This window comes from Mesorhizobium temperatum (assembly GCF_002284575.1).
In the GTDB taxonomy this organism is placed as follows: domain Bacteria; phylum Pseudomonadota; class Alphaproteobacteria; order Rhizobiales; family Rhizobiaceae; genus Mesorhizobium; species Mesorhizobium temperatum.
In genome coordinates, this window is the sequence record NZ_NPKJ01000041.1 from 24,711 (window position 1) to 36,867 (window position 12,157).

Here is a 12,157-nt window from a genome sequence, read left to right on the forward strand (position 1 = left end):
TGCCATGATTATGACGAAACGGGCGGCGGGTTTTGGGGGAGCATGCCGTGACGCCGCACAACGAGGCAGGCAAGGGTGATTATGCCGCAACAGTGCTGTTGCCGGGCGATCCGCAGCGTGCCGAATGGATGGCGGAAACCTTTCTGGAGGCGCCGCGCTGCGTCAACCGTCGAAGGGAGGCCCTCGGTTTTACCGGCCTGTTTCGCGGCAAGCCCGTCAGCATCCAGTCCACCGGCATCGGCGTCTCGTCATTCCTGATCTACGCGCATGAATTGCTGGACTTCCATGGCGTCAGGACACTGATCCGCACCGGCACCTGTGGCGCCCTGACGGCGGCGGTTAAACTGCGCAGCCTGGTGATCTCGCAGTCGGTGCGCGGTGAAAGTGCAGAGAGCGGCCAGGTCTTTGGGCTCTACGGTGCTGATGCCGGCCCCGATCCGGAGCTTTATGCCCAGGCATTGACGCGGGCTGCCGAAATCGGCATCGAACATCAGGCCGGGCTGACCATCTGCAGCGATATATTCTATCATCCCCAGGGGCGCGATCGCTTCGCCGAAGCACAGGCACAGGGCGCGCTGGCCGTGGATATGGAAACCAGTGCGCTCTATCGCATCGCAGCGCATTTCGGCGCCCAGGCCCTGTCGATGCTGACTGTCGTCGACAATGTGGTGACCGGCGAGCAAACCGACTATTCCGAACGCCAGGCGCTTTTCACCGATATGACCCGGCTGGCACTCGATGTTGCGATCGAAAGTTAAGCTGCTTGCCGCTTCGGGGCCGTGTGTTCTTCGATGCCCGGCCGATGGCCGCGCAGATAGAGAGCACAGGTCGTGCGCAGCATCGAGGCGAAGTTCGGAATCTGGCCATTGATCTCAATGGCCTCGTCATAGAGCTTCGAGATGAATTTCGGCGTCGTTAAACCTTGGCTGTCGGCGATCTCGTCGAGCAATGCCCAGAACGTCGACTCGAGCTGGATGCTCGTCGAGTGCCCGTCGATGCGGATCGATCGATTGATCTGCCGGTAACCCTCCGGATCCTGCCCGGCAAAAACCCTGCACATCGTTACCTCCCGTTCTTATTGGTCTTGGCCATTCTTGTTGATTTTAGGCGCAATCAGCACCGATTCGCGCCTTTGAGCAGTGCCTAATTGCGGCCAATTATCTTCAGCCGGAAAGCGGAAAACAGCAATCGGACTTTCGTCCTTAGGCGGTTTGCCACCCCGTCGTTAGATTAGCGCGTGGTAATCGGCTGCCACCACCTTTGCCGCAACCCGCGCATAATCACGCCGACGCGCACATCGCGCTTACCGCAACGGAGTGTCATTTGGCGAAGGCGATCCACACCATGATCCGGGTTCTGGACGAGGCCCGGTCCGTCGACTTCTACCGGAAAGCCTTTGGACTGGATGTTGCTGAACGGCTCGATTTCGAAACCTTTACGCTCGTCTATCTGAGCAATGCCGAGGCGGGGTTGGAAGTCGAGCTCACCGTCAACAAGGGCCGCCAGGAGCCTTATGCGCTCGGCGACGGCTACGGCCATCTCGCGGTTTCGGTCGCCGATCTGGACAGCGAACATGACCGGCTCGGCGCGCTTGGCCTGAGCCCGAAGAAGATCGTCGAGTTCAACCGCGACGGAGCGCTGCTCGCGCGCTTCTTCTTCATCGAGGATCCCGACGGCTACAAGATCGAGGTTCTGCAGCGTCAGGGCCGGTTCAAATAGGAGACATTACGGCCGCGCCAGCCAGGCACCTTCGGGTGCGAACAGCAAGCAAAGGGAGGAACAAATGGTCACGATTTATGAGAGAAAGCCGGCCCATGAAAGGAAGCCCGGGCTATCGCGCCGCGAGCTTCTGAAGCGCGGCGGTGTTGGCGCGTTGCTGGTGATTTCGGGCAGTGCCGTCATCAGCCCGGAACATGCATGGGGCCTCGAGACATCCGCGCTCAAGCCCGAAACCATGGCAACCCTGATCCAGATGGCGCGCGACATCTACCCGCACGACCAGGTGCCTGACAAATATTACGCAATCGCCGTCAAGGCCCATGACGAGCAGGCCGGCAAAGACCCCGCCCACAAAGACCTTATCGAAAAAGGCATTGCCGAGCTCGACTTGAAGTCGGGCAAGGACGGCTACACCGGTCTCGGCTGGGAGGAGCAGCGCGTTGCGGTGCTGAGAGAGATCGAGGACACGCCGTTCTTTCAGGCCGTCCGCGGCGGGCTGGTCGTCGGCCTCTACAACCAGAAAGAGGTCTGGCCGATCTTCGGCTACGAGGGCGAGTCCTACTCCAAGGGCGGCTACATGGCGCGCGGGTTCGACGACATCGAGTGGCTCTGATCCCATCGTCCCAAACCGCACACAACAGACATCATGGGAGGAAACCATGGCAGCACCATTTGATCTCAAGAACGACGGCGTGGTCGTCATCATCGGCTCGGGTGCCGGCGGCGGCACGCTCGGCAACGAACTCGCCCAGAAGGGGATCGATGTCGTCATCCTGGAGGCGGGCGCCCGCCACGAATATGAGGATTTCATCAACGACGAGTGGGATTCATTCGCCCAACTCGCCTGGACGGACAAGCGCACGACCTCGGGCGACTGGCGGGTGGCGAAGGATTTCCCAAACCTTCCGGCATGGATTGTCAAGGCGGTCGGCGGCTCGACCACGCACTGGGCGGGCGCCTCGCTGCGCTTTCAGGAGCACGAATTCAAAACGCTTTCGACCTACGGAAAATTGGAAGGCGCGAATCTGCTCGATTGGCCGATCACGCTTGCCGAGTTGGAGCCCTACTACGCAAAGGCCGAAGACAGACTAGGCGTGACGCTCACCAACAACATCCCAGGCCTTCCCGGCAATAACAACTTCAAGGTGATGAAGGCTGGCGCCGACAAGCTCGGCTACAAGGAGTGCCACACCGGCCGGATGGCAATCAATTCCGAGCCGCGCGACGACCGCAATGCCTGTCAGCAGACCGGCTTCTGTTTCCAGGGCTGCAAATGGGGCGCCAAATGGTCGACGCTCTACAACGAAATTCCCAAGGGCGAGGCGACCGGCCATCTCGAGGTCAGGCCAAACGCCATGGCTTTCAAAATCAGCCACGACGCTGGCGGCAAGGTGACTGGCGTCGTCTATGCCGATAAGGACGGCAGACTGCAGGAACAGAAGGCCCGCATCGTCGCCGTCGCCGGAAATTCGATCGAGAGTCCGCGGCTGCTGCTCAATTCGGCATCGAGCCAGTTTCCCGACGGCCTTGCCAATTCGTCGGGGCAGGTGGGCAAGAACTACATGCGCCACACCACCGGCTCGGTCTACGGCGTCTTCGACAAGCCGGTGCATATGTATCGCGGCACCACCATGGCCGGTATCATTCGCGACGAGGCCCGCAATGATCCCTCGCGCGGCTTCGTCGGCGGCTATGAGCTAGAGACGCTGTCGCTCGGCCTGCCGTTCATGGCCGCCTTCCTCAATCCCGGCGGCTGGGGACGTTCCTTCACCACGGCGCTCGACCACTACGACCATATGGCCGGCATGTGGATCGTCGGCGAGGACATGCCGCGCGAGGAAAACCGCATCACGCTGCATGCCGATATCAAGGACGAGCACGGCATGCCGGTGGCGGACGTCCATTTCGACGACCATGCCAACGACACGGCGATGCGTAACCACGCCTACAAGCAGGGCTCGGCGCTCTACGCGGCGGTCGGGGCGACGCGGACCTTCCCGACGCCACCCTATCCGTCGACCCATAATCTCGGCACCAACCGGATGAGCGAGAAGGCGGCCGACGGCGTCGTCAACAAGCATGGCCAGGCGCACGACATCAAGAACCTGTTCGTGTCGGATGGCAGCCAGTTCACCACCGGCGGCGCTGAAAATCCGACTTTGACGATCGTGTCGCTGGCGATCCGTCAGGCCGACTATATTGCCGAACAGATGTCGGCCAAGAGCATTTAGCCGTACCCTCCTGCCGGCGCGGAACCTCGCAAGGTTTCGCGCCTCTTCTTGTCGGCTGTTCAACGCTTTGTGCAGGTCGAGGCGGTGAAGGCGCCGTCAGGCTGCTTCATGATGATGTCGAAGGACGGGCTGGTTTGACCATCCAGGGTGGCTTGCGTGAGCGAGATCGAGTTGCCGCCGGTCGTATAGCCGCCCAATGGGCCCAACCAGGTGATCTCGCCGCTTGCATCCATCTGATAGTTGTAGCCCTGCCGGGCGGTTCCGAAGGTCACCGGGCCGCTATAGACATTCCCCTTGATGGTGATGTCGCCAAGGCTGAGGAACATGCCAAGCAGATAGACTTCGCAGTGATAGGTGCCGTCCGGCAATTTGCCGTCGGTGAAGTCGGCGCGTGCACTGCCGCTCGCTGCAGCCAGAAGCATGGTGCTGAAAATACAAGAAATCCTGGAGGCCATGACGTCGCTCGTTTGAAGATCGAACTTGCCCCATTTTCCTGCTGCGCTGCAACGGTTCGCCGTCTTCGATCGGGTTCTGCTCAAAACTGGTGCATTAATTCGCGAGTGATCAAAAATTAGGCGAGAGTGGGAAGTTTTTTCTAAAGCAGAGCACCGGCGGCGGCGCTTATCTTTGGCGGCTAATATATTAACCGGCTGATAGGGCTGGGAAATCCAAGCAATTTAATTTTGCTCCCGCGGTTGGCACAGCCGTTGCATGGTCTGTTTGCGATGCGATCAATCAGCTAGGGAGTTTTGAGATATGAGGGGCAGTTTCTCGACAATAACAAAAATGTTTTCGGCAGGCGCGGTCACGGCCGGCCTGCTGATGAGTGTCCCGGCCAGGGCGGCTGACGACACGATCAAGGTGGGTATTCTCCACTCGCTGTCGGGTACCATGGCGATTTCGGAGACGACGCTGAAGGACGCCATGCTGATGCTCATCGAAGAGCAGAATGCAAAGGGCGGCCTGCTCGGCAAGAAACTCGAAGCGGTCGTCGTCGATCCGGCTTCGAACTGGCCGCTGTTCGCCGAAAAGGCGCGCGAGCTGATCTCCAAGGACAAGGTCGCGGCGGTGTTCGGTTGCTGGACCTCGGTGTCGCGCAAGTCGGTGCTGCCGGTGTTCAGCGAGCTCGACAACATCCTGTTCTATCCCGTCCAGTATGAGGGCGAGGAGAGCGAGCGCAACGTGTTCTACACCGGTGCGGCGCCGAACCAGCAGGCAATTCCGGCCGTCGACTATCTGATGAGCGAGGACGGCGGTTCGGTGAAACGCTGGGTGCTTGAAGGCACCGACTACGTTTATCCGCGCACCACCAACAAGATCCTCGAAGCCTATCTGAAAGCCAAGGGCGTCGCCGCCGAAGACATCATGGTCAACTACACGCCGTTCGGCTTCTCCGATTGGCAGACCGAGGTCTCGGCGATCAAGAAGTTCGGCTCGGCCGGCAAGAAGACCGCCGTCGTCTCGACCGTCAATGGCGACGCCAACGTGCCGTTCTACAAGGAGCTCGGCAATCAGGGCATCAAGGCCGAGGACATCCCGGTCATGGCCTTCTCGGTCGGCGAGGAAGAGCTTGCCGGTCTCGATACCACGCCGCTCGTCGGTCATCTCGCCGCCTGGAACTATTTCCAGAGCATCGATACGCCCGAGAACGCGGAGTTCATTGCCGACTGGCACAAGTTCATCAAGAGCGACAAGCGCACCACCAACGACCCGATGGAAGCCCACTATGTCGGCTTCAACATGTGGGTGAAGGCGGTTGAGAAGGCCGGCACCACCGATCCTGACAAGGTCATCGACGCCGTGATCGGCGTCTCGGTGCCGAACCTGACCGGTGGTTATTCGACCATGATGCCGAACCACCACATCACCAAGCCGGTGCTGATCGGCGAAATCCAGGCCGACGGCCAGTTCGAGACGGTCTCGCAGACGTCCGGCCTGGTGATGGGTGACGAATGGTCTGACTATCTGGCTGATTCGAAGGACCTGATCTCCGATTGGCGCGCGCCTCTGTCCTGCGGCAACTTCAATGTTGCCACCGGCAAGTGCGGCGGCAAGGGAACCAACTGATCCTCCCGGGTCTAACGGTCGTGGGTTTCTCCACGACCTAGACCGCGACGCGTCCGGGCGAGCTCCTCCTCTCCTCCAGCCCGCCCGGACGCGAAGTTCAACCCTTCAAGAGTCGCCTGAAATCGATGATCTTCACCCGCGCGATCGGCCTGCTGCTGCTCCTCCTCCTCCTCCTGGGGATGCTGTCGCCGTCGAACGCTGCCGAAGCGGATCTGCGCGCCATCATCGCCAAATTTGCCACTGCCTCGAATTTTTCGGCCACCGAAGCTGTCGTGCGCGAGCTCGCGGCCACCGGTGATACTGCCGTCGAACGCCCGCTGGGCGCGCTTGCGGAGGGCGATCTTTACGTTCGCAAGGCCGATTCGCTGGTTTTCATCGGTAAGGAAGGTGGCGGCAGCGTTGAGCTGCTCGACCCGCTGAGCGGTGAAAAGTCCGGCGAGGCGGCCAAGGGCGAGATCACCAAGATCAAGGTCAACAATACGCTGCGCCGCGCCATCCGCGATGCGCTGGGCACGCTGACGCTCGGCGCAAAAGATCCGGCTGCGCGCATTGCTGCCGCCGACACCATGTTCAAGACGCCCGATGCCACAAACATCGAGCCACTCGATGCCGCAATCGCCAGCGAAACCGTGGCAAGCGTCAAAGCGCTGCTCGAACAGGCCCGCGCGGCGTCGGTTCTCGTTTCCGACCGGCCGGAGACCGAGAAACTCGCGGCGGTCGCCCTGATCGGCGCGCGTGGCGAACGCAACGCGCTGTCCCTGCTCACCGCCGTCGAGGCCAATTCCGAAGGCGTGGTCAATGACGCGGCGACGGCGGCGATCGCCAACATCAATTCGACGCTGGCGCTGTGGGATGCGGGCCAGAACATCTGGTACGGCATCTCGCTCGGATCGGTGCTGCTGCTGGCGGCGATCGGCCTCGCCATCACCTTCGGCGTCATGGGCGTGATCAACATGGCGCATGGCGAAATGGTCATGCTCGGCGCCTACACCACCTTTGTCGTGCAGGAAGTGATCCGAAACTCCTTTCCCGGCCTGTTCGACTGGTCGCTGGTTATCGCGCTGCCGCTCGCCTTCTCGGTCGCGGCACTCGTCGGCCTCGTCATCGAGCGGGGCGTGATCCGTTTCCTCTACGGCCGGCCGCTGGAGACGCTGCTGGCGACATGGGGCGTCTCGCTGATCCTGCAGCAGGCCGTGCGCACCATCTTCGGGCCGACGAACCAGGAGGTCGGCAACCCGTCATGGATGTCGGGTTCGTTCGATATCGGCCAGCTCGCGGTGACCTGGAACCGGCTCTGGATACTGGTATTCGCGCTCGGCGTGTTCGCGGTGCTGCTTTATGTGATGAAGCGCACGCCCTGGGGCCTGCAGATGCGCGCCGTCACCGCCAACCGCCGCATGGCCGCTTCGATGGGCATCAGGACACCATGGGTCGACGCGCTGACCTTTGCATTGGGGTCTGGCATTGCAGGCATCGCTGGTGTCGCGCTCAGCCAGATCGACAATGTCTCGCCCAATCTCGGCCGCGGCTACATCATCGACAGCTTCATGGTCGTCGTCTTCGGCGGCGTCGGCAATCTCTGGGGCACGCTGGTCGGCGCCTTCTCGCTCGGCATCGTGAACAAATTCCTTGAACCCTATGCCGGGGCAGTCCTCGGCAAGATTGTCGTGCTGGTCCTCATCATCCTGTTCATCCAGAAGCGCCCGCGCGGCCTTTTCGCGCTGAAGGGCAGGTCGGTGGAAGCATGATCACGGGACGCTTCTTCGCCGCCGGCGCCGACCGCCGCATCGCCATCACGATCTTCATCCTTTTGGCGGTCGCCATCATCGTGCCGCTGCTCAATCTTGCAGTCTCGCCGACGAGTGCGTTCTACGTGCCGTCCTATGTCGTCGCGCTCACCGGCAAGTATCTCTGCTACGCGCTGCTCGCCTTGGCGCTCGATCTCGCCTGGGGCTATTGCGGCATCCTTTCGCTCGGCCACGGCGCCTTCTTCGCGCTCGGCGGCTATGCGATGGGCATGTATCTGATGCGCCAGATCGGTTCGCGCGGCGTCTACGGCAATCCGCTGCTGCCGGACTTCATGGTGTTCCTGAACTATAGGGAATTGCCGTGGTTCTGGTACGGTTTCGACCAGTTCTGGTTTGCCGCGATCATGGTGCTTGCGGTGCCCGGCTTGCTCGCCTTCGTCTTCGGCTGGTTCGCCTTCCGCAGCCGCGTCACCGGCGTCTATCTGTCGATCATCACCCAGGCGATGACCTATGCGCTGCTGCTTGCGTTTTTCCGCAACGACATGGGGTTCGGCGGCAACAACGGCCTGACCGATTTCAAGGATATTCTAGGCTACAACGTGCAGGCCGATGCGACACGCTCGGCATTGTTCGCGGCCAGCGCCGTCACGCTAGCGCTCGCCGTCTTCGTCACCTGGGCAATCGTCGGTTCAAAATACGGCAAGCTGCTGATGGCGGTGCGCGACGCCGAGAGCCGAACGCGCTTTCTCGGCTGGCGGGCGGAGAACGTCAAACTGTTCGCCTTCACCGTGTCGGCTGTCATGGCCGGCATTGCCGGCGCGCTCTACGTGCCGCAGGTCGGCATCATCAATCCAGGCGAGTTCGAGCCGTCCAATTCGATCGAGGTCGTGGTATGGGCGGCCGTCGGCGGGCGCGGCACCGTCGTCGGGCCGATCATCGGCGCGCTCGTGGTCAATGCCGGCAAATCCTGGTTCACCGGCGTGCTGCCCGAGTTCTGGCTGTTTGCGCTGGGCGGACTGTTCGTCGCCGTCACGCTGTTCCTGCCCAAGGGCATTGTCGGCATGTGGGATTCCTGGCGCGGCAACGCCAAGGCGCTGCGTGCGGCCTCGATCGCCGGCACCGATCCCGATGTCCCGGCGCCGCCGAAGATCGTTCGCAGTGCCGCGAGGACGCCCGGCGACTGGTCGGCGTCCGGCCCCGAACCGCAGCCGGCGGAGTGAGCGATGTCGAAGAGCAACACCATCCTCTATCTCGACGGCGTCTCGGTTTCCTTCGACGGCTTTCGCGCCATCAACAATCTGTCGCTGGTGCTCGACAAGGGCGAGATGCGGGCGATCATCGGTCCCAACGGCGCCGGCAAGACCACGATGATGGATATCGTCACCGGCAAGACGCGGCCCGACGCGGGCGAGGTTTACTTCGACGGCGAGGTCGACCTGACGAAACATGACGAGGCCGAGATCGCCATGATGGGTATCGGCAGGAAATTCCAGAAGCCGACCGTCTTCGAAAGCCACACGATCGAGGAGAATCTGATGCTGGCGCTGAAAGGCCCACGCTCGATCTTCCCGGCGCTGTTCCACCGCCGCTCGGCCGCGGAAGTGCGGCAGATCGACGACATCCTCGGCATCACCCGGCTTGGCGACAAGCGTAGCGAAATCGCCGCCAATCTCAGCCACGGACAGAAACAATGGCTCGAGATCGGCATGCTGCTGGCGCAGGATCCAAAACTGCTGCTGGTCGACGAACCGGTCGCCGGCATGACCGACGCCGAGACCAAGGAGACCGCGCGGCTGCTCAAGGATATTGCGCGCGACCACTCGGTCATTGTCGTCGAGCATGACATGCATTTCGTGCGCGAGCTCGGCGTCAAGGTCACCTGCCTGCACGAAGGTTCTGTCCTGTCCGAAGGCTCGCTCGATTTCGTATCGGCCGACGAGCGTGTCGTCGAAGTCTATCTGGGAAGATGATCATGGTCTGGCGCGTTCCGTTCCATCATTTCGACCTTTCGTTCTTCAGGCGTTGGAGAAGGCGCTGACCATGCTCGAAGTCTCCAATGCCACGCTGCACTACGGCGCCGCCCAGGCGCTGCGTGGCGTCTCGCTGAAGGCCGGCGCGGGCAAGATCACCTGCGTGCTCGGCCGCAACGGCGTCGGCAAAACCAGTTTGATGAGATCGATCGTCGGCCACCACCGGCTGACGAGCGGAAGCGTTGCCTTCGAGGGGAAGGCGCTCGACCGGAGCGCGGCGTATGATCGCGCCCGGTCGGGCATCGCATTCGTGCCGCAGGGCAGGGAGATCTTCCCGCTGCTCACGGTGCGGGAAAACCTCGAATCGGGCTTTGCGCCATTGAAGCGCGCCGACCGCAACATTCCCGGCCATGTCTTCGAATTGTTCCCGGTGCTGAAGCAGATGCTCGGCCGCCGGGGCGGCGACCTTTCCGGCGGCCAGCAGCAGCAGCTTGCCATCGGCAGGGCACTGGTGATGCGGCCGAAACTGCTGGTGCTCGACGAGCCGACCGAAGGCATCCAGCCGTCGATCATCAAGGATATCGGCCGCGCCATTCGTTATCTGCGCGACCAGGCCGGCATCGCCGTGCTGCTGGTTGAACAGTATCTCGATTTCTGCCGGGAACTGGCGGACGAGGTCAACATCATGGACCGCGGGCAGATCGTCCACACCGGCCCGGCCGAGGATCTCGACCGGGCGGATGTCCGCAAGTTCCTGACCGTCTAGATTCTTTTCGAATCTCCTCCTTGCAACCCTAGCGCGCTGAAGATTGCATGCTAGGCTTTACTTGGCCTTGTTGAGTCGGCCGCTTTCCGTATCAGTCTCGTTGACAGATCAAGGTGAGGCGCAGGCTCAGCCAGCACGTTCCGTGCAAGCAGCCCCCTTCCTGCGATCTGTTTTTGTTCAACGCATTTGGGGCACTTGGGCTAAGGGGCAGCCAATGGAACGCTACGTCGAAGACTACCAGAAACGACGGCTCACCGAGCGCGTCGACATCATGACCGCCATCAACATTCTGAAATCGCAAGGATACGACCACGACGAGCTGATCGCAGAGATCACCAAGGTCTTCTACGTCGATCTCGATACCTACAACGAGGTCGTGATGGCGGCGTGAGGGCTGACGGAAGGGGCGGATGCGCTGTGCCGCCGAGAGCGGCTAGCTTGCGCGTCGAAAGATCGAGGCCGCGACGCGGTTGCGACCGCCGCGTTTGGCGGCATAGAGCGCCTTGTCGGCGGCGCTGAGCACTTTGTCGAAGCTCATGCCGTCGTTGCTGCCGAAAGCGTATCCGGCGCTGACCGTACATGTCAGGGGACGGGTTTCGGTCTCGATGACACGCGCGGCGAAGGCGGTGCGTATGCGCTCGGCGATAAACTCCACCGCTTCGGGCAGGATGCGCTGCAGAACCAGCGCGAATTCCTCTCCGCCCATGCGCGCGGCGACATCGGTCGGGCGAAGATTCTCGACCAGTTCCTCGGCGAACACTTTCAGCACCTGATCGCCTGTGGCGTGGCCGAATTCGTCGTTGATGGCCTTGAAGCCGTCGAGGTCGAATACGACCACCGCCGTGAAGGCCCCGATCGGGGCGCCGCCATTGAGATCGAACAGGGCGCGCCGATTGAGCAGGCCGGTCAGCGGATCGGTCAGCGCAGCCAGACGGTGATGTCGGGCCAGACGGCCCTGGTTGAGTGCCAGCGAAAGGGCGCCGATGCCGGTCATGCTGGCGATGACGACGACGAGGCTCAGATCCTCGGCCCAGTTGCTCGGCGCATGTCCAAGGACCAGCTTTCCATCCCATGCAAGCGCCATGGCACACAGCACAAAGGAGACCCCGGTGGTCGAGTAGAGCACGGCGAGGCCGATGATCGGGACAGGGGCTTCGCTGCGCCCGATCCAGTACTGATAGGCCGTTGCAAACAGAAGCAGGGCGGCAACGAAATTTTCGAAGATGAAGCCGAGCCCGTCATAGCCGAGCGCCATCGGCGGCAGTGCCAGGGCCATCGAGATGCAGCTTCCGAAGACCGTCAGCGGGATCGGCGACCGGCCGCTTCTGAACTGGTAGGCCGCGCCCAGCATGGTCGAGAACCCAACCAGGAGCAGGGCGAACGTCGCGATGCCGAGGATGCGTCCAGGCGTCTCGATATAGTCCTCGTAGATAACAACGTCGCCGACGATCAACAGCGCGCTGATCGACCAAGTCAGCAGGAACTTTTCGGTTCGCGCGGTCAGCCAGATGCCGAACAAGGTCAGGCTCAGGCAGGCGGCGGAAAAACCGACAGCCAGCAGAAGTGAGTGGTAGTCGAGCGACATGCCCTGACCCGCGGCTGCCCTAGCTCCGCGGATTCATGCAGCAAGGAGGTATCGATAAGGTTACGATGCTG

At 61.8% G+C, this 12,157-nt stretch carries 13 protein-coding genes; 10 read left to right on the forward strand and 3 right to left on the reverse strand.

Annotated elements, in window-relative coordinates:
* Nucleotides 1-47: 47 nt before the first annotated feature.
* Entirely contained in the window at nucleotides 48-758 is a 711-nt protein-coding gene (locus CIT26_RS12085) for a purine-nucleoside phosphorylase (RefSeq protein WP_095492793.1), read from the forward strand.
* On the opposite strand, the gene CIT26_RS12090 is transcribed toward CIT26_RS12085, so the two are convergent.
* Nucleotides 755-1,060: a ribbon-helix-helix domain-containing protein gene (locus tag CIT26_RS12090; protein ID WP_095492794.1), complete on the reverse strand. Its 306-nt coding sequence runs from the start codon at nucleotides 1,058-1,060 to the stop codon at nucleotides 755-757. The two genes, CIT26_RS12085 and CIT26_RS12090, sit on opposite strands and share 4 nt — an antisense overlap.
* 263 nt (nucleotides 1,061-1,323) lie before the next feature.
* On the opposite strand from CIT26_RS12090, the gene CIT26_RS12095 reads away from it, so the two are divergent.
* From CIT26_RS12095 to CIT26_RS12105, 3 genes are all read left to right on the forward strand, one after another.
* Nucleotides 1,324-1,719, forward strand: a complete 396-nt coding sequence (locus CIT26_RS12095; protein ID WP_095492795.1) for a VOC family protein — start codon at nucleotides 1,324-1,326, stop codon at nucleotides 1,717-1,719.
* A 64-nt stretch (nucleotides 1,720-1,783) separates the two neighbouring features.
* Nucleotides 1,784-2,332 carry a Twin-arginine translocation pathway signal gene (locus tag CIT26_RS12100; RefSeq protein ID WP_095492796.1) on the forward strand — a complete coding sequence of 183 codons (549 nt, stop codon included), beginning with the start codon at nucleotides 1,784-1,786 and terminating at the stop codon, nucleotides 2,330-2,332.
* A 46-nt stretch (nucleotides 2,333-2,378) separates the two neighbouring features.
* Nucleotides 2,379-3,950, forward strand: a complete 1,572-nt coding sequence (locus CIT26_RS12105) for a GMC family oxidoreductase (RefSeq protein WP_095492797.1) — start codon at nucleotides 2,379-2,381, stop codon at nucleotides 3,948-3,950.
* 59 nt (nucleotides 3,951-4,009) lie between these two features.
* Here the strand turns inward: CIT26_RS12105 and CIT26_RS12110 are convergent, their stop codons facing one another.
* Nucleotides 4,010-4,405, reverse strand: a complete 396-nt coding sequence (locus CIT26_RS12110; RefSeq protein WP_095492798.1) for a hypothetical protein — start codon at nucleotides 4,403-4,405, stop codon at nucleotides 4,010-4,012.
* Nucleotides 4,406-4,706: 301 nt separating this feature from the next.
* Between CIT26_RS12110 and urtA the strand changes: the two genes are divergently transcribed.
* From urtA to CIT26_RS12140, 6 genes are all read left to right on the forward strand, one after another.
* Nucleotides 4,707-6,017 carry an urea ABC transporter substrate-binding protein gene (gene urtA / locus CIT26_RS12115; RefSeq protein ID WP_095492799.1) on the forward strand — a complete coding sequence of 437 codons (1,311 nt, stop codon included), beginning with the start codon at nucleotides 4,707-4,709 and terminating at the stop codon, nucleotides 6,015-6,017.
* Nucleotides 6,018-6,142: 125 nt separating this feature from the next.
* Nucleotides 6,143-7,765 (forward strand): urea ABC transporter permease subunit UrtB, encoded by a 1,623-nt coding sequence (gene urtB / locus CIT26_RS12120; protein ID WP_095492800.1) that lies wholly within the window; start codon nucleotides 6,143-6,145, stop codon nucleotides 7,763-7,765.
* Complete coding sequence (gene urtC / locus CIT26_RS12125; protein ID WP_095492801.1) at nucleotides 7,762-8,985, forward strand: urea ABC transporter permease subunit UrtC; 1,224 nt, start codon at nucleotides 7,762-7,764, stop codon at nucleotides 8,983-8,985. Before urtB ends, urtC begins: the two co-directional genes overlap by 4 nt.
* Nucleotides 8,986-8,988: 3 nt before the next feature.
* Nucleotides 8,989-9,735: an urea ABC transporter ATP-binding protein UrtD gene (urtD, locus tag CIT26_RS12130; protein ID WP_095492802.1), complete on the forward strand. Its 747-nt coding sequence runs from the start codon at nucleotides 8,989-8,991 to the stop codon at nucleotides 9,733-9,735.
* 70 nt (nucleotides 9,736-9,805) lie between these two features.
* On the forward strand, nucleotides 9,806-10,501 hold the full coding sequence (gene urtE, locus CIT26_RS12135; RefSeq protein WP_006202038.1) for an urea ABC transporter ATP-binding subunit UrtE: 696 nt from the start codon (nucleotides 9,806-9,808) through the stop codon (nucleotides 10,499-10,501).
* A gap of 214 nt (nucleotides 10,502-10,715) precedes the next feature.
* Nucleotides 10,716-10,892 carry a hypothetical protein gene (locus tag CIT26_RS12140; RefSeq protein WP_084831419.1) on the forward strand — a complete coding sequence of 59 codons (177 nt, stop codon included), beginning with the start codon at nucleotides 10,716-10,718 and terminating at the stop codon, nucleotides 10,890-10,892.
* 42 nt (nucleotides 10,893-10,934) lie between these two features.
* Here CIT26_RS12140 and CIT26_RS12145 read toward each other — a convergent pair whose 3' ends face one another.
* Complete coding sequence (locus tag CIT26_RS12145; RefSeq protein ID WP_095492803.1) at nucleotides 10,935-12,086, reverse strand: GGDEF domain-containing protein; 1,152 nt, start codon at nucleotides 12,084-12,086, stop codon at nucleotides 10,935-10,937.
* Nucleotides 12,087-12,157 lie beyond the last annotated feature (71 nt).